This window comes from Parahoeflea alexandrii, assembly GCF_024105735.1.
In the GTDB taxonomy this organism is placed as follows: domain Bacteria; phylum Pseudomonadota; class Alphaproteobacteria; order Rhizobiales; family Rhizobiaceae; genus Hoeflea; species Hoeflea alexandrii.
On the sequence record NZ_JAAAML010000001.1, the window covers coordinates 532,327 to 549,590 of the forward strand.

13 protein-coding genes are annotated in these 17,264 nt (G+C 59.6%); 9 read left to right on the plus strand and 4 right to left on the minus strand.

Going from position 1 to position 17,264, the window contains the following annotated elements:
* Positions 1-3: 3 nt before the first annotated feature.
* From GTW23_RS02365 to GTW23_RS02395, 7 genes are all read left to right on the plus strand, one after another.
* Positions 4-594, plus strand: coding sequence for a thymidine kinase (locus GTW23_RS02365; RefSeq protein WP_252914478.1), 591 nt, complete (start codon positions 4-6; stop codon positions 592-594).
* 139 nt (positions 595-733) lie between these two features.
* Positions 734-1,132, plus strand: a complete 399-nt coding sequence (locus tag GTW23_RS02370) for a c-type cytochrome (protein ID WP_382265494.1) — start codon at positions 734-736, stop codon at positions 1,130-1,132.
* A 194-nt stretch (positions 1,133-1,326) separates the two neighbouring features.
* Entirely contained in the window at positions 1,327-2,415 is a 1,089-nt protein-coding gene (locus GTW23_RS02375) for a hypothetical protein (protein WP_152007662.1), read from the plus strand.
* A gap of 29 nt (positions 2,416-2,444) precedes the next feature.
* Positions 2,445-3,590: a hypothetical protein gene (locus GTW23_RS02380; RefSeq protein ID WP_252914479.1), complete on the plus strand. Its 1,146-nt coding sequence runs from the start codon at positions 2,445-2,447 to the stop codon at positions 3,588-3,590.
* Between the two features lie 4 nt (positions 3,591-3,594).
* Positions 3,595-5,511, plus strand: a complete 1,917-nt coding sequence (locus GTW23_RS02385; protein ID WP_252914480.1) for an AAA family ATPase — start codon at positions 3,595-3,597, stop codon at positions 5,509-5,511.
* The gene (locus GTW23_RS02390; protein WP_252914481.1) at positions 5,508-6,809 is read left to right on the plus strand and encodes a DUF6638 family protein; all 1,302 of its coding nucleotides are present in this window, start codon (positions 5,508-5,510) and stop codon (positions 6,807-6,809) included. The genes GTW23_RS02385 and GTW23_RS02390 overlap by 4 nt, the downstream gene beginning before the upstream one ends.
* Positions 6,802-7,914: a DUF2333 family protein gene (locus GTW23_RS02395; RefSeq protein WP_252914482.1), complete on the plus strand. Its 1,113-nt coding sequence runs from the start codon at positions 6,802-6,804 to the stop codon at positions 7,912-7,914. The genes GTW23_RS02390 and GTW23_RS02395 overlap by 8 nt, the downstream gene beginning before the upstream one ends.
* Before the next feature lie 49 nt (positions 7,915-7,963).
* Here GTW23_RS02395 and GTW23_RS23355 read toward each other — a convergent pair whose 3' ends face one another.
* Both GTW23_RS23355 and GTW23_RS02410 read right to left on the minus strand, forming a co-directional pair.
* Positions 7,964-8,677 carry a helix-turn-helix transcriptional regulator gene (locus tag GTW23_RS23355; protein ID WP_290128853.1) on the minus strand — a complete coding sequence of 238 codons (714 nt, stop codon included), beginning with the start codon at positions 8,675-8,677 and terminating at the stop codon, positions 7,964-7,966.
* Between the two features lie 141 nt (positions 8,678-8,818).
* Positions 8,819-9,280: an Lrp/AsnC ligand binding domain-containing protein gene (locus GTW23_RS02410; protein ID WP_152007668.1), complete on the minus strand. Its 462-nt coding sequence runs from the start codon at positions 9,278-9,280 to the stop codon at positions 8,819-8,821.
* Between the two features lie 113 nt (positions 9,281-9,393).
* Here GTW23_RS02410 and putA point away from each other — a divergent pair, with 113 nt between their 5' ends.
* Entirely contained in the window at positions 9,394-12,507 is a 3,114-nt protein-coding gene (gene putA, locus GTW23_RS02415) for a bifunctional proline dehydrogenase/L-glutamate gamma-semialdehyde dehydrogenase PutA (RefSeq protein ID WP_252914483.1), read from the plus strand.
* A 49-nt stretch (positions 12,508-12,556) separates the two neighbouring features.
* On the opposite strand, the gene GTW23_RS02420 is transcribed toward putA, so the two are convergent.
* Positions 12,557-13,666 (minus strand): histidine kinase dimerization/phosphoacceptor domain -containing protein, encoded by a 1,110-nt coding sequence (locus tag GTW23_RS02420; RefSeq protein WP_252914484.1) that lies wholly within the window; start codon positions 13,664-13,666, stop codon positions 12,557-12,559.
* A 464-nt stretch (positions 13,667-14,130) separates the two neighbouring features.
* Between GTW23_RS02420 and GTW23_RS02425 the strand changes: the two genes are divergently transcribed.
* Positions 14,131-15,810: a formate--tetrahydrofolate ligase gene (locus tag GTW23_RS02425; protein ID WP_252914485.1), complete on the plus strand. Its 1,680-nt coding sequence runs from the start codon at positions 14,131-14,133 to the stop codon at positions 15,808-15,810.
* A 60-nt stretch (positions 15,811-15,870) separates the two neighbouring features.
* On the opposite strand, the gene GTW23_RS02430 is transcribed toward GTW23_RS02425, so the two are convergent.
* Positions 15,871-17,100 (minus strand): hypothetical protein, encoded by a 1,230-nt coding sequence (locus GTW23_RS02430; RefSeq protein ID WP_252914486.1) that lies wholly within the window; start codon positions 17,098-17,100, stop codon positions 15,871-15,873.
* Positions 17,101-17,264: the final 164 nt, after the last annotated feature.

The following is a 17,264-nucleotide window of genomic DNA, read 5'->3' on the forward strand; positions in this document are numbered from 1 at the left end:
ATCTTGGCCAAGCTCTACTTCAGCTATTCGACCATGAATGCCGGCAAGTCGACGCTGCTTCTGCAGGCGTCCTACAACTACCGTGAACGCGGCATGCGGACGGTTCTGTTCATCGCGGCGTTCGACGATCGTGCCGGGGTCGGGCGCATCGCCTCCCGGATCGGACTGGACAGCGAGGCGCACGCGTTCCGGCCCGAGGATGATCTTTTCGAAACCCTCAAGGGGCTCATGGCGGATGGTGAAATCGCTTGCGCGTTTGTCGACGAGGCGCAGTTTCTCACCGAGGCCCAGGTGTGGCAGCTGGCGCGCGTCGCCGATCGCCTTAAGATCCCGGTGATGGCCTATGGGCTCCGAACAGACTTCCGCGGGCAACTGTTTCCGGGCTCCCAGGCGCTTCTGGCGTTGGCCGATGAATTGCGCGAAGTCCGCACCATCTGCCATTGCGGGCGCAAGGCCACCATGGTTGTAAGAACCGATGAGAACGGCAAGGTGATCCGCGAAGGTGCCCAGATCGAGGTCGGAGGCAACGAGAAGTATGTGTCTTATTGTCGCCGTCACTGGGACGACGTGATGAATCCGGATGTACCCAAATAGCGCCATAATGGCGTTTCAGTGTCCCGCTTCGGCCTGAAACCGGCCGGTTGCGGGCCGAAGTGCCGGCGGAGAGGATTGTTCTTGCCGCCATCTGCACTATAAACACTGCGACCTGAGTGAAACGAACGGAGACTGTCTTATGCGCATTTCCCTTTCCATGATGTTTGGCGCCCTTGTTGCCGCAGGCCTCGCGGCTCCTTCTGCGGCGTTTGCCGATGGTGACGCAGTTGCGGGAGCCAAGGTGTTCAAGAAGTGCGCCGCCTGCCACGTGGCCACCGAAGCCAAGAACAGGGTCGGCCCGCACCTGGTCGGCATCGTTGACCGCCCGATGGCTTCGGTCGAAGACTACAAGTATTCGAAAGCCATGACCGAGCACGCGGCGGAAGTTCCGACCTGGACCGAGGAAGCACTCGACGCGTATCTGCGCGACCCGCGCGGCGTGGTGAAGGGCACCAAGATGGCCTTTGCCGGTCTGAAGAAGGATGATGAGGTCGCAAACGTGATTGCTTACCTCAAGGATCCGTCTGCTGCGGAATAAGACACCCCGCAATTTAAAGATCAAAGACCGTTCCTTCGGGAACGGTCTTTTTTTTCGCCTTCACAATACTTAGGTTCTGACTGGTTAAGGTTTGCGGAGCACCAAACCGGTGCTACTAAAGCCATGGTGTCCGGCGCTACTGGACGGGTTGCAGGTGCCCTTGGTTCACGGGCGCGAAAACAGGGGAATTGGACATGGCCAGTATCAAGGCGCTCGACGCGGAAATCGAAAAGACCAAATCCGTCGTCAACGACATGCGGTCGAAGATCGAGGTGTCCGGCGAAGTGCTGGAGAGGCTCTCGGACGCGGATGCGAAACTTGGCGACCCCCAGTTCGACATCGAAAATGCCCGTATCCAGGACGTCCTGCGCCAGCAGCGGATGATGGAGACGAACATTGCCGACCTGATCATCGGGCTCGAGGATGCGACCAATGTGTTCGGCGCCGAGTTCGAAAGCATGAAGGGCTTTTCGGGGATGGAGCGCTTCGTGGCGGTCTTCTCCAAGGCGCGGGCGCAGCGGATGCGATCGGACCGCGTCCGCAACATGTCGCTTGCGGGCAATCTGCAGGAGCTGTTGCAGAAATCCGACACGATTACCGGTATTCTGAAGGACCAGAAGGACATCCTCGACAGCCGCTACAAGACTTCCGAGGCCAGCCTGATCAAGGTGATCGAGCGCCGCAAGGTGACCATGGCCAATCTCGAAACGACACAGCAGCGGATCGAGGAACTCAATCCGCTGCTGATGGACATCGAAAACCAGATCGCGGCATCGACGGATCAGAAAGCGCGTACCAATCTTGAAAGCGAGCGGTCGAGGCTCGCCACCGAATACAATGAACGTCAGGCCAAGGAACAGGAACTGCTGGCCGAAAGCCAGACGCTGGAGCGCTACACCTCGATGTTCCAGACCTTCGTGGATTCGCTCAACAACCAGATCGCGGCCCAGAACACGCTGATCAACAAGCTGACTATCGATACCGAACAGCGCATTGTGCTCTACAAGGCGCTGGAGGATTCGCTGAAGACCGCGGCCCAGCAGGACGTTGCGCACAAGATCAATACGCTGGGAAGCCGCGTCGACACCGCGGCGGAAGAGACCATGGCCGGTATCGGTGCTGCGGCGCAGAGCCATATCGGCGACCTTCTTGAGATGCATGAGAAAAACATGCTGTCGACGCAGGATATCCAGCGCCGCAAGCAGCTTGCCGACGATGCCTTCGCCCGGCGCTTCTCGGAAGTTCTGGAAAAGCACAATTCGGCCAACTACGTGAAGTCCTAAGCGCGCCTTGATGAAACCGGGAGCCGGTCATGCGGGCTGATACCGGCGCCGCCGGCGCCTATTTCCGATCGATGCATGCGGCCCTTAAAGGGCTGCGGGTCTACCTTGCAGATGCCGATTCTCCGCTCTACGCCCACGGCCTGATCGGCCAGGTGGTGCTTCCCTATATCGACCGGCTGGAAGCGACCTTCTCGGCCTGGGAAAACCGGGTCGGGTTCATCGAACGCTTTCGCATCAGCCGGGCCGACAGCGGCTTTCCGATGTTCCAGAACGTGCTGACGCTGGAGAACGACCGGGCGACGGCGGAAGAACGGCTGGCGGCGATCCCGGACGTCGAGACGCTGAAAGCCGAGATGGCCGACTTTATCCTCCGCCACAAGGAATTTCCCGCGGCTCTTCAGGAACAGATTGCCGAACGGCTCTATCTGGAAGACATCGGCAAGGATGCGGTGTTTGCGCCGTTCATCCTTCCGGAGACAATCAGGGTCTCGGTCAATCCGAGAAACGGCCGCCCCTTCTACGTGGTGCATTGGGGTGTGTTCGATGGCAGTCAGACGTTGCCGATGGTCTACATGGCAACGATCGAGGATTCGAGCGAATCGATCTCGAAGATGCTGGTGACCAGGGACGGCAAGCTCAACCCCGATGTCGATATCCCGCTTCCTGTCGGCGGCCTGCTCAATCCCGAATTCGCCCGTGCCTTTGACGCCTCGGCTGAACGCAACGGCGCCTATTCGCTGTCGCCGGTGACGATCGCCCAGAATCTCGATGCCGATTTCGAACACCTGCATCCCAAGCAGTTGCGCCGCTTCGTGCTCGGGCCGTTCTATTCGGCAGGGGTGACGGAGAACAGCGACCTGATCTCGACGATCCTGTCGAAGGTGCGCAAGGACGAGAATGCATGGCTGCTGACTTGGACCATGCAGGAGGTGTTTTCCAAGGCGGAGCGCCCGGCCAAACGCGGACTGTGGAGTTCGGAGCCGGCGCGCGACGAGTATCACATCGAAACCGACGATCTGGAGGCAACACGTCAGGGTGTCAGCGCCTACCAGAAGCATGCGCTGGTTCCGCACGAGGCCTACCAGGCGCTGTATGCGTCGGGCGAGGCCGAAACCATCTTCGCGGGCTTCACCGTGCATGTGATTTCGGGCAACCAGGTCATCAGCGAGGTATGAGATCATGAGCCAGACAACGGGGCTGACGACACTTTCCGAGGAAGACATCGCGCGGCACCAGTCGGTGGCGCAGTCGATGGTGACGCGCGTTGTCGTGCTGGTTGCGCAGGACGGATCGTCCTCGACGCCGCTCGCGGGGACCAACCGGCGGTTCGTTTCAACGGTGTCGACCAGCGGCATGCGTCGCACCCGTGAGATCGAGTTCGGCAAGACAATTCAATCTGTCCGGGCGAATGACCAGATGCTGTCGATTCCGCAGCACACGCTGCTTTACCGCACCCGGCGCGGGATTGCGGTGGCGCTGGCGGTGGCGGAGATGTTCTCCCGGCAGACTGATCTCGAAAGCCTGCAGTCGCGCAATGCCGGTGCGCCGCTGCAGGGCGAGGAGGCGGAGCGCTTCAAGCGGTTGCTGTCGGCCTCGGCCTATGTGGCTGCTTTTACACTTGCGGCGTACATCCTGCAGACGGTCGATGGCGAAAGCGAACCGGCCAACGACACCGATGAGCCGGATTTCCAGTTCGATACGCCGCAGGATGCGCTGAAATCCATTGTCGCGGCGCTGGACGAGGCCATCTCGGGTGCACCGGACGAGGTTGCGATGATTGCCCGGGCCCGGGCTCTGGCCCGGGTTGCGATCGAGGGCCTGATCAGCCGCAGGGCACGCTTTGATGCGTTGAGCAGTTTCGCGCAGACGCATCTCAGGCTGGAAAGCGACAACTTCACCCTCGACGGCTTCGACGTGGCGCCGGGGCAGCGGCGCAAGCCGCTGGTGATGAGCTTCAAGAAGCCGGGTGAGATCATCGGCAACCATCTCGCCAAGCACCAGGCGATGCGGCTGGCGCGGATGATCGTGGCCTATGATTTCGAGCGCCAGCTCAATCCGTTCGTCGAACTCGGCGGCTTTCTGTTCACCTTCATGGGCGACGGCGCGCCGGGAACGGGCAAGACCATCCTGATCCAGATGCTGGCCGGAATGATCAATGATTACTGCGAGGTTGCAGGCTATCCGTTCCACTACGAGAATTTTGGCGTCGACCAGATTTCCTCCTACCAGGGCAAATCGGGGCAAAACTGCAAGGCCTTTGTCGACAATGTGCTCAACCCGCGGGCGATCGGTTTCGGTACCATAGACGACATTGACCAGGTCGCCGCCAAGCGTTCGGACGACCGCGCGTCGGCGGGCCAGCAGGAAGTCACAGCGGTGCTGATGGAGGCCTTCGCCGGCGCCTCGACCGTGGTGCGCGGCAATTGCAGTTTCGGCATGTTTTCCAACTATCCGGAGAATGTCGACGATGCCTTGAGACAGCGCGCCGGCGCGCGATGGCTGGTCGACGGGCCGCAATCGCTTGATGACTACATCGACATCTTCGCGCTGCTGGCGGGCAAGAATCATTCGATCCCGCTCGGCTCGCACGACCTCTTCGCCAACCAGGAAATAAAGCAGGCAGTGGCACGATCCTACGACGGCCATGACCGGCCGCAGGAGGAGGGGTTGCTTGCGGTCTGGGAGCGGTTCGAAAGCGAGCAGGGGAAGGTTGCGACCATCGCCGATATCGGCGCCTATCTGCACCGCATCAAGCTGGCCGAACCGCGCTTCACCGGCCGGGCGATCAAGAACATCACTGACGCCATCAAGATGCGGGCGATGGACATCGATCTGCCCGACGAATGGTTTGCGACACCGGAAGCCTTCATGCACAAATCCTATGATGAGAAGGTCGCGATGATTTCGGAACTGCGCAAGCCGTTCACCATCGACATGGTGCTGCAGGAGATCAACCGCTACGCCGATTCCGAATTCCGCTACACCGACCGCTCCGACGCCACCGCGGTGGATGACATCATCCGGCGTGAGCGTCAGCGCGAACGCGCGATCCGCGAGATCGAGGAGATGAAGCGGGACGGGCGCTGGCAGCAATGAAGCGGCTCGTCGAAAACGAACTGATCTATGGACGGTTGCTGCCGGTGGCGGAGCCGCATCTCGTCGCGCGCTACAACAAGGCGCTCAGCGCGTTCGGACTGCCGGAAACCAAGCTCGAAAAGTTCCGCATCGACATGACCGGGTTTTCGCCGGAAATCGCGGAAGAGCTCGGCGACGTGCAGTATCTCGATCCCAACGGCGTCAACCGGCGGTTCGTGGTGCTGACCCCGGAGCAGGAGAACCTGCCGGTGGTCCACACGCAGTTCTCCAACACCGCCGGCCTGATGCACGAGTTCTTCGACGGCAATCGCCGGGCCGTGCACGCGGTGACGATCAAGGACGCGTTGTTCGGAGAGATCGAAGAGCCGGTCGACCAGGTCACCGGGGTGGAGGACCTGTTGTCGATCGACCAGGTCCGCTTCCGGGTGATGTCGGCCGAAAACATGCTCGGCAAGGCCGCGGAACTGCGCGGACTTGTCGACCGGCTCAAGACGTCCCGGGACGGCTGGCGCGACGATGTGATGCTCAACAGGATGGTCGAGCTTGCCCGCGAGACCGGCGATATCCGGCAGAACGCCCTGGTGCCGGACAGGCTGGTGTTTCCGCACACATCCTACTGGGCCAACCATTTCGGTGGTGTCTTCATCTTTCGAGATGACCGGACCACCACCGTTATCTGCGACAGTCACGCGCCGGGGTTCCGGCGCTCGCGGCCGTGGGAAGTGAGCTATATCGACATCCGCGACCATGCCCGGATCTTCGAGTACCTGTCGAAATCGGAGCGGTTGCAATTGCCGCGGGCGTCCTGGGTCGAGCCATCGGGCTTTTTTGTGCACCGGGCGGAAATGGCAATAGACGATCTCATTCGCCGCGCCGATCCGTCGGTTGATCTTGCCGGCACCGACAGGATCTGGCTGCAGACATGGATGCACCGCAATTCCTCGCTGATAGCCGAGGAGGGAATCTATCCGTTCCTGCAGGAAGCAATGCGGGAGGTAGCCTCCACCGGGCAGGTGAAAATGCGGGAGGTGCGGGCCGACCGGAGGCTGATGCTGTGCCGTGCAGTGCCCGAGCATCCGGACCAGTGGCTAATCAACCGGCTTCTGGCCAGGCTGGCGCCGTTTGACTTTGTCAGCCGCTTCGTCTTTGACAAGCAGGGATTTTACGAAGCTTATGAAGGCTATTCCGAAAGCTATCGTACTCATGTTGTGGATGTGCTCGGGAAAACCTATCTGAACAACAAGGCGGCGCTGAGGGCGCGGCTTTACGGACTGGAAGGATACCAAGACGATGCTTGATCCCGTGATCGCCTTCTTCGAGCGTGTGTTTCACGCCATTGGCCGTGGAATCGGTGTCGTTGTCTCGACGCTGCTCTGGCCATTCGTGGCGATCGGGCGATGGTACCGGCAGCGCAACTGGCTGATCCGTGTGCCGATCATCATCGTGCTGCTGGCGATCGTCTTCGGCTATGCACAGTTCCTCTGGGTGGCGGAGCGCTGGGTGAACTGGAACCCGGACTATCCGGCGCAGTATGAGGCAGGCGTCAAGACAGGTACTGTCGGGGAGCCGGTCGATGCTGCCAACCCGAACAGCTGCGTGACTTCGCAGATCGTCGAAGTGACCAAGGGCCTGATTGATTTCAACGTCAACCAGAACACATGGATTCCTTCGCATCCGCTGTCAAAGGCCGGTTTTTTCGGTGTGCCGTGGAAGAACACACCCTTCATGGACAACAAGGCCGCCTTCCAGCTCGGTATCAACACGGTCATCCGCCGGACCACGATCGAGCTGGCTGACAGGCTTGGCCGGGTGCGCGGCACATCGCAGATCAACCAGAATCTTCAGGACGCCAAGGAGGCGATGTCCTACAATGAAGATGCCTGGTGGCTGACCTTCTCGGCGCCCTTCATTCAACCATCGACGCCGGAACGGCATCGTACAGCGATTGAATCGCTGGACGCCTTCAACAAGGAAATGGCTGATTGCAGCGGCCAGTTCGATGCGCGAACGGACAATCTCCTGCAGTTTCTCGACCGGGTTACCGGCGACATCGGTTCCACCTCCGATATCCTGCGCGGCCAGATGGAAGCGAGCGACATGGGGTGGTTCGATACACGGGCTGATGACAGGTTCTGGTTCACCTACGGCCAGCTTTATGCCTATTACGGCATCCTGATCGCGACGGAATCCGATTTCAGCGAGGTTTTCGCCGACCGTCGCATCGGCACTGTCTGGAATGTTGCCAGAGAGCAGCTTCGCCAGGCGCTGGACATGACGCCGTTCATCATCTCGAACGGCAACGAAGCGAGCTGGATCATGCCGTCGCACCTGGCGACAATGGGATTCTACCTGTTGCGGGTGCGTTCGAACCTGGTGGAAATGCGCGATATTCTCGATCGCTGAGTGGTGCTGATTCAAGCCGATCGCCTGAACCAGGTCGGGGTATGCGGCTCTAGTGGATCAGGTGCAGCCTGAGTGCCTTGGCGACAAGCTGGGTCCGGTTGACGCAGTCGAGTTTGCGGATGGCGTTGTTGATGTAGGTGTTGACCGTGTGTTCGGACAGCGAGAGAATGGAGGCGATCTCGCTGGAGGTCTTGCCGTTCGCCACCCAGTGCACCGCTTCGAGTTCGCGCGGCGACAGCAGATCTTCAGGCGCCTTTGAAGCATTCCTGAGGTTTGCGAAAACGTTGTAGGCGTGGGCGGTGAACATGCCCATTTCGCCAAGTTCGGCATGGGTGAGCTGATTGCGGTCGCCCAGAAAGCTGAAAGCCGCCCTTGCGCCTCCCGGGCCGTGGACCGGAAAGAAGGCGGCGGTGGTGATGCTGTAGCTTCTAAAGAAATCGGCGGCGGTCTGCGCTTCTGCGGCTGTCCGGGTGTCGTGTGATGTCAGCGTGTCGAGCGTGAGCGGGATGGTTGCCCGACGCAGCATCTGAAAGATCTTCGAGCTCTTCAACAGGCCGAGCTGGTCGTAGGTCTCGATCATGCCGCGCGGCAAATCGGCGAGCTCGATGCGGCCCTTAAGGGCTTCGTCGGTTGCGGCTGGAATGGTAAAGAGGATGAAGCCTGAAAAATCGAAGTGTCTCGACAACTCTCGCAGAAAGGACACCAATTCGCTTTCTGTACGTATCGTGCTCAATTCCTGCAGCAGGTGGTTGTGGTCGGACATCAGAACCCGGCCGTCGCAGAACCGCAAATCGCGACATGAGTGATCCAGTGTTCCTTCGGGCTGTTCATGCGGGGTCTGGTTTTCCGTTATTTTGCCGGGAATTCATCGGGCGATGTTATTATGAATGAAGTAACGGTTCAATCAGACTGGCAGCTTGCCCGTGTTTTTTACTTCTTCCATGACGGGGTATGTGTGGGTTTCGCGAACGCCGGGCAGGGACAGAATGACGTCTGACAGAAAGCTGCGATAGGCATCCATGCCCTTGACCCGGGCCTTGACCAGGTAATCGAAGCCGCCGGCGACCATGTGACACTCCATCACGTCGTCGGACTTCTGCACTGCCTGTGAAAACGCATCGAAGACATCCGGAGTGGTGCGGTCAAGCTTGACCTCGACAAAGACCAGCATGCCCCTGTCAAGCTTTTCGGCGGACAACTTTGCGGTGTAGCCTTGGATGTAGCCGTCACGGGTAAGACGCTTGAGGCGCTCGGCCGTGGCGGTGGGTGAGAGGCTGATCTTGTCGGCGAGCTCGAGATTGGTCAATCTGCCATTGTCCTGCATGGCGCGAAGGATCTTCCGGTCGATGCGATCCAGTTCCTTCATTTAGTCCCCCTGATACGTCAAATTTCTAGAGAATAAATTGTATCTTGAACCCAAATATAGAGAGAAACGCTAGTCATCAAGCGTTATGCTGCGGCATCCACGGAGAAAATGCCATGACCGCTACTGCCGCGCCCGCTCTCACCGCATTTCATGCCGCCCACGCGCCAGACGATGATCGTCTGATCCGCGAATTCAGTGAACGTCTGGCGTTCACAAGTACCCAGGAGAGGGCAATCGATGCGCGCGCAACGAAGCTGATCCAGGCGATCCGCACCGATTCAGGCCAGATGGGCGGGGTTGAGGACTTCCTGCGCGAATACGGCTTGTCGACGCGTGAGGGGCTCGCGCTGATGGTGCTGGCAGAGGCGCTGCTCAGGGTGCCGGATGCGCTGACCCAGGACCGGCTGATCGAAGACAAGCTCAAGGAAGGCGGCTGGAGCGAACATGAAGGCCATGGCGATACCTGGTTTGTGTCCGCCTCCGCCTGGGCGCTCGGAATGTCGGCGCGGGTAATAAAGCCGGGCGAGACGCCGGAAGGGGTGATGCGCGGGCTGGTCAAGCGTATGGGCATGCCGACGGTGCGGACGGCGACGCGGCAGGCGATGCGGTTCCTGGGGCACCATTTCGTGCTCGGTGAAACCATCGGCGAGGCGCTCAACCGCGCCGCCAAGAACGAGGCGCGGGGTTTCCGCCATTCCTATGACATGCTCGGCGAAGGGGCGCGGACCCGCGCCGACGCCAAGCGCTATTTCAAGTCCTACGCCGATGCCATCGCGGCCATCGGAAAATCTGCCGACAAGGTGTCCGCCGGGCGCAAGCTGCCGGACCGTCCGGGCATTTCGGTCAAGCTCTCGGCGCTGCATCCGCGCTATCTCGCCACCCACCGCGAGCAGGTGCTGGAAGAACTGGTGCCGGACCTTGTCAAGCTCGCCCAGATGGCCAAGGCGCATGACCTCAATTTCACCGTCGACGCGGAAGAGGTCGACCGGCTGGAACTGTCGCTCGACGTGATCGATCGTGCCTTCGCCGATCCGTCGCTCGGCGGCTGGGACGGGTTCGGCCTCGCCATCCAGGCCTACCAGAAGCGCGCGCCGCAGGTGATCGACCATGTCGCAGGGCTTTGCCGCAAGCATGGCCGCCGGATGATGGTGCGGCTGGTCAAGGGCGCCTACTGGGACACCGAGATCAAGCGGGCGCAGGAGCGCGGGCTCGAAGGCTACGCGGTCTATACCCGCAAGGCTGCAACGGACCTGTCCTATCTCGCCTGCTCACGGCAACTGCTCGACATGCGCGATGTGATCTATCCGCAGTTCGCCACGCACAATGCGCTCACCGTCGCCACCATCGTGGAGATGGCGGAAGACCGCAGTGGCTTCGAGTTCCAGCGCCTGCACGGCATGGGCGAGGTGGTCTATGAGAGCCTGAGCAAGAGCAATGACCGGGTGCCGTGCCGGATATATGCCCCGGTGGGCGGTTATCGCGACCTGTTGGCCTACCTCGTCCGCCGGCTGCTTGAGAACGGTGCCAACTCGTCCTTCGTGGCGGTGGCCGGCGACAGGAACATTTCGATCGAATCGCTGCTGGAACGGCCGGACTCCAAGCTCGGTATCTCCAGGGGACAGTCGGCCCGCAACAGTCAGATTCCGCTGCCGCTTGCGATTTATCCTGACCGGCCGAATTCGCGCGGTGTCGAGTTCGGTGACCGCTTCCAGCTTGCCTCGCTCACCGAAGGCATGGGGCGCTCCGCCGGTACAGTGGATGCCGGACCGCTGGCACCGGGGCTGAAAGCTGGTGCGGCGCAGGAGATTCGCTCGCCATCCGATCCGTCAAAGGTTGCAGGCACGGTGCGTTTCACGGATCCCAAGGATGTCGACACGGCGGTGAACACCGCATTGAAAGGCTTCAAGAGCTGGTCGCGAACAGACCCGGGTGTCCGCGCGGCGGCGCTCGACCGGGCAGCCGACCTGCTTGAAGACAGGCGCGACCGGTTCATGGCGCTGTTGTCGATCGAAGCGGGCAAGACACTCGATGACGGCATTGCAGAAATCCGCGAGGCGGTCGACTTCCTGCGCTACTACGCCGCCCGCTCCCGCGACATGTTCTCGAAGATGCAGCCGATGCCCGGCCCGACCGGCGAAGAAAACCGGCTCGGCTGGCGCGGCCGGGGCGTCTTCGTCTGCATCTCGCCGTGGAATTTTCCGCTGGCAATTTTTCTTGGCCAGGTCTCGGCAGGGCTTGCCGCCGGCAATGCGGTGATCGCCAAGCCGGCCGAACAGACGCCGCTGATCGCCCATGAAGCGATCTGCCTCATGCATGAGGCGGGCGTGCCGAAGGACGTGCTGCTGTGCCTGCCGGGCGAAGGCGATGTGGGCGCGGCGCTGACCTCGCATCCGAAGATCGGCGGCGTTGCTTTTACCGGCTCGACCGAAACGGCGCGCGCCATCAATCGCACGCTTGCCGCCAAGGACGGTCCGATCGTGCCGTTCATCGCCGAAACCGGCGGGCTCAACGCGATGATCGTCGACGCCACGGCGCTGGCTGAACAGGTGGCCGACGACGTGGTGATGTCGGCGTTCCGCTCCGCCGGACAGCGCTGCTCGGCGCTGAGGCTCCTGTTCGTGCAGGATGATGTTGCCGATCACATGATCGAGATGATCGAGGGGGCCGCGCGCGAACTCAAGCTCGGTGATCCGTCGAAACCGTCGACCGATGTCGGCCCGGTGATCGACGAAGCTCAGCGCCAGATGCTGGCGGACCACATCGCGACGATCTCGAAAACCCAGAAACTGGTCTATGCCGGAGATGCGCCGAACCAGGGGTTGTTCTTTGCGCCGCATATTGTCGAACTCAAGGAGGCGGCAGCTCTCGACCGCGAGATCTTCGGTCCGGTGCTGCATGTGGTTCGCTACAAGGCGAAGAAGCTCGACCAAGTGCTCGACGCCATCGACGCCACCGGTTTCGGCCTGACGCTCGGCGTGCATTCGCGCATCGAGGCGACGGTGCGAAAGGTCATCGACCGGCTCGACACCGGCAATGTCTACATCAACCGCAACATGATCGGCGCGGTGGTCGGAACCCAGCCGTTCGGCGGCTCGGGCCTGTCGGGCACCGGCTTCAAGGCCGGCGGTCCGCACTACCTGATGCGGTTCGCGGTCGAGCAGGCGGTCTCGGTCAATACCGCAGCGGCCGGCGGCAATGCCGGGTTGATCGCCATGGGTGACGGGTAGCCGTCCTCGCCAAGAGAGGCCGCGTCGGGAAACCCCGCGCGGTGGGAAGTTAGCTCCGGTATTGGGGGCGTGGTTCGGGCGTGAACTCGATCGAGGCGGTGACGCCCTGATTGGAGATCTTCAGGTCAAGCTCGCACCTCAACTCCATGCAGGCGATTTCGGCGATCTTCATGCCCAGGCCGCCGGACTGGCTGGGGATATCCGGCGTCATGCCGGTGCCATTGTCGGAACAGGTGACAGAAACCGCGCCCGATGCGGTTTTTGCCAATACGATGCTGACAGCGCCTCTCCGCTGGTCGGGAAATGCATGCTTGAAGGAGTTGGCGACAAATTCGTTGACCAGGGTGCCGACGGAGACCGCCTGCTGCGAGCCGACGGTGATTGAAACGGGCGTGAATTCCATCTCGACATTGGCCGGAGCGGTTTCTCTCAAATAGTCGACGATCTTCTCGAGATAGACGCCCAGATCTACATTCGATCCGGCATCGGTCTTGTAGAGATACTCGTGCAGCGTCGAGACCGCATCGATACGGGTCATGATCTTGGAGACAGCCACCCGGGCTTCCTCCGTTTGCAGCCGACGCTCCTGTATCCGGACGAAGGCGGAAAGCGACTGCAGCGAGTTCTTCACCCGGTGGTCGACCTCCTGACGCATGGTGGCGGCGGTTGCGAGCGCCTTTCGCATTTCCAGCTGAGCCATCACCTGACGTGCCAGCACCTTGATCGTGTCGCGCTGGAGCGGCGTCAGGCTGCGTGGCTTGCGGTCAAGCACGCACAAGGTGCCAATCGGCAGACCGTCAGGTGTCTTGAGCAGGGCCGCGGCATAGAATCTGAGATCCGGATCCGAGGTGCACAGCGGATTGTCGTTCATCCGCTCATCACCCAGCGTGTCCTCGATCTCGATAAATTCATCTTCGAGGATGGCGTGGGCACACAGGGCGTTCTCGATCGGTGTTTCGCTGATATCGAGACCGACTGACGCCTTGAACCACTGCCGTTCGGAATCCACCAGGCTCATCAGGGAGATCGGCGTTCCACAGATGGAGGACGCCAGTTGCACGATGTCATCGAAATCCTTTTCGGGATTGCTGTCGAGCATTTCGTAGGCATGCAGCGCCTGCAATCGTTCGGCCTGGCGGGGGTGCAGGGGAGCCTTCATAACTTATACCTTTTTCAAATTCTCGAGTTCGGTCAGAAAGCGTGCCGCTTCTGCTCACGTGGGGAATGACGCAAATGGCAATGTCTTACAGCCGGTATCCGGGTGGTGCTGATTTCGCTGTCGAAACAGCATCACGCTGCCGGGTGGACTCTCATGCAAGCCTCGGGGCAAATGTGCGAATGGTGGGAGTGATACACGATCTGTGTCCGACGTTCTTTAACCTGCATTGTGTTTGCGGGATTAATGCTTGAGAGGTAAACGCGCTGCTTGAAGACAGGGGGCGGAGTCGCATTAGGTGGTTTTCGCGGCCTTGATGCCGCGGATCCGGCGGTGGGGGCCACCAGTGTCGCAATTGGCGCATTGCGCGTCCCGTTTCATGCAAGCATGAAGCCTGCTTTCGGTTTCTATTCATGGCCAAGGCCGCACGGGAGATGTGGCCGGGTCGGGAAGAGGACAACGACACCATGGCTGAGTACAAAACCGATATCGAGATCGCCCGCGCGGCGAACAAGAAGCCGATCCAGCAGATCGGCGAGAAGCTTGGCATTCCGCTTGAGGATCTCGTTCCCTACGGCCATGACAAGGCGAAGATCTCCGCCGACTTCATCGCGCGGCAGAAAGACAGGGCGGATGGAAAGCTGATCCTCGTCACCGCGATCAATCCGACGCCCGCGGGCGAGGGCAAGACCACCACCACGGTGGGACTTGGCGACGGGCTCAACCGCATCGGCAAGAAGGCCATGATCTGCATCCGTGAAGCCTCGCTGGGGCCGAATTTCGGCATGAAGGGCGGGGCCGCGGGTGGCGGCATGGCGCAAGTGGTGCCGATGGAAGAGATGAACCTGCATTTCACCGGTGATTTCCACGCCATCACCAGCGCCCACAATCTGCTTTCGGCGATGATCGACAACCACATCTACTGGGGCAACGAGCTTGAAATCGATGCGCGCCGCATCGTCTGGCGCCGGGTGATGGACATGAACGACCGGGCGCTCAGAGACATCGTGGTCAATCTTGGCGGCGTGGCCAACGGGTTTCCGCGCCAGACCGGGTTCGACATCACGGTGGCGTCGGAAGTGATGGCGATCCTGTGCCTGGCCAGGGATCTCGAGGATCTGCAGCAGCGGCTGGGGTCGATCGTGGTGGCCTACCGCCGCGACAAGACGCCGATCTATTGCCGCGACATCAAGGCCGATGGTGCGATGACGGTGCTGCTGAAAGACGCGATGCAGCCCAATCTGGTGCAAACGATGGAAAACAATCCCGCCTTCGTGCATGGCGGGCCGTTTGCCAATATCGCCCATGGCTGCAACTCGGTGGTGGCGACCACAACGGCGCTCAAGCTTGCCGATTATGTCGTTACCGAAGCCGGTTTCGGCGCCGATCTCGGCGCGGAGAAATTCTTCGACATCAAGTGCCGCAAGGCCGGCCTCAAGCCCGATGCGGCGGTGATCGTCGCCACCGTGCGGGCGATGAAGATGAACGGCGGCATCAAGAAGGACGATCTCGGGCCGGAGAATGTCGCAGCGGTGGAGAAGGGCTGCGCCAATCTGGGCCGCCACGTGCAGAACGTGAAAAAATTCGGCGTTCCGGTGGTGGTGGCGATCAACCATTTTGTCACCGACACCGAAGCCGAGGTGCAGGCGGTCAAGGACTATGTTGCGACGCTCGGCGCCGAGGCGATCCTGTGCAAGCACTGGGCGCAGGGCTCGGCCGGCATCGAGGATCTGGCGCACAAGGTGGTCGAACTTGCCGAATCCGGGCAGGCGCAGTTCGCGCCGCTTTATCCCGACGAGATGCCGCTGTTCGACAAGATCGAAACCATCGCCAAGTCGATCTATCATGCAGGCGAGGTGATTGCCGAGAAATCCGTGCGCGAGCAGCTCAGGCAATGGGAAACGCAGGGCTATGGCAAGCTGCCGATCTGCATGGCGAAAACACAGTATTCGTTCTCGACCGACCCCAATCTGCGTGGCGCGCCCTCGGGTCACACCGTCCCCGTCCGCGAGGTACGGCTGTCGGCGGGCGCTGGTTTCATCGTCGTTATCACCGGCGAGATCATGACCATGCCCGGCCTGCCAAGAACGCCATCGTCAGAAAAGATCTGTCTCAATGACAAAGGCCAGATCGAGGGGCTGTTCTAGACGAGTTTCCGGGCGGCGTGTCCGCCCGGTCAGCTTGCAATCGCTGCCTATGTCGAGTGTCTATTTTTGCATGTCCAATTCGGACGCCAGTTTCGCAAGCTGGTCAGAATATGCTTTCGTATGGTTGGCTGGAGTTTCTTTCAGACCACCGTGAATCCGCTCAATCCCCATGGTCCAGTTGACTGGAAGGTCACCGGACCATGTCTGCCCAGACTCATAGCGATCAATCATTTTCGTAACCCAATTGTTCATCTGCTGACGATCACCGCCATCGATCAACCTGCGGGTAACGGCATACAATTTTGGCGGAGGTGGGAAATCAGGCCTATCCATGATACGGGAGATCAGATCATGGTCGGCTTTACCCATTCCGGGCTTCTTCCAGGTGTTAAGCTGACGAAAATAGGACTCGATTGTGCTTACGTCTGCCGCGCTGGGCGGATTTATATTATCGAGAATCACATTGATAAGTTGGCGATATCTTTTATTTAGATCGTCAGTTTTCAGCTCCAGGTCCAAGCCTAGAGTGGCGGTTAGAAAATAAACCCAGTCGGAAGTCTGCGCTCCCTGACGGGAAGCTTTCAGGCTTTCTTTGGTTCTCAGCCACCCTGGTTTAACGTGAAGCTGTCCTGAGCTCACAAATGTCGGGATCAAGGGTGCGAACAGAGGCATGTATTGGCCCGTCGTGCTTCTGAACACCAGTTCAAACTCACCTTTTACGTTAGGAATGTGTGCGGTAATTCGATGAACTGAAAATGTATCTGCGGTCAGCGAGTACGAGTAGATTTTCCGGGTATCTGCGCTGTAAAATTGTCCTCTCGACAGAATGATGTCGGCATCCGACAGCCTGGCTTTCTCCTCGATAAGGCATTGACCTTCGCTGATCCGAAGCCTGGCCTCTTCTGCAGCATTTTGCTGTTTTCGATTGTCTCCCGGTTTTCTTGGCAATGAAAATTGGGAGGAATTTGGATTGATATTGACGATGGGACAGCTGTCCCGTTTTTCGAAACGGTAACTGAGCAATTCCAATTCCGGATCGATTTCAGCAAACGGATGTTTGGTGGGCAACATCAAAATTCTATCTGCGACGCCGGTCAACAGCGCATGCAGACAAAACCCGTCGCATTTGATTTCCTTCACCGGGTAAATTCCGACGTCCTGGCGAACCGCAATTGTGGATGCACTCATTGGCTGCGCGATGTCGTTGAAGTCGCCCGAAATATATTCCGTGGTTGCAGAAGATTTGGTTATTAGGTTCATTGCTGTTGGCAACGAAAACAATATAATCATTGTAGAAATTATTGATATTGTTATCTTCTTGGTACGTTCGGAATAAATTAATACGGAAATCCAAATAGAAATTATAGTATATATAGTATATATAGATATTGTGGGGGCTGAAATAATTAGAAGCGCTATCGGTATTCCTATGCCGGTGAACATTAGGATGATAA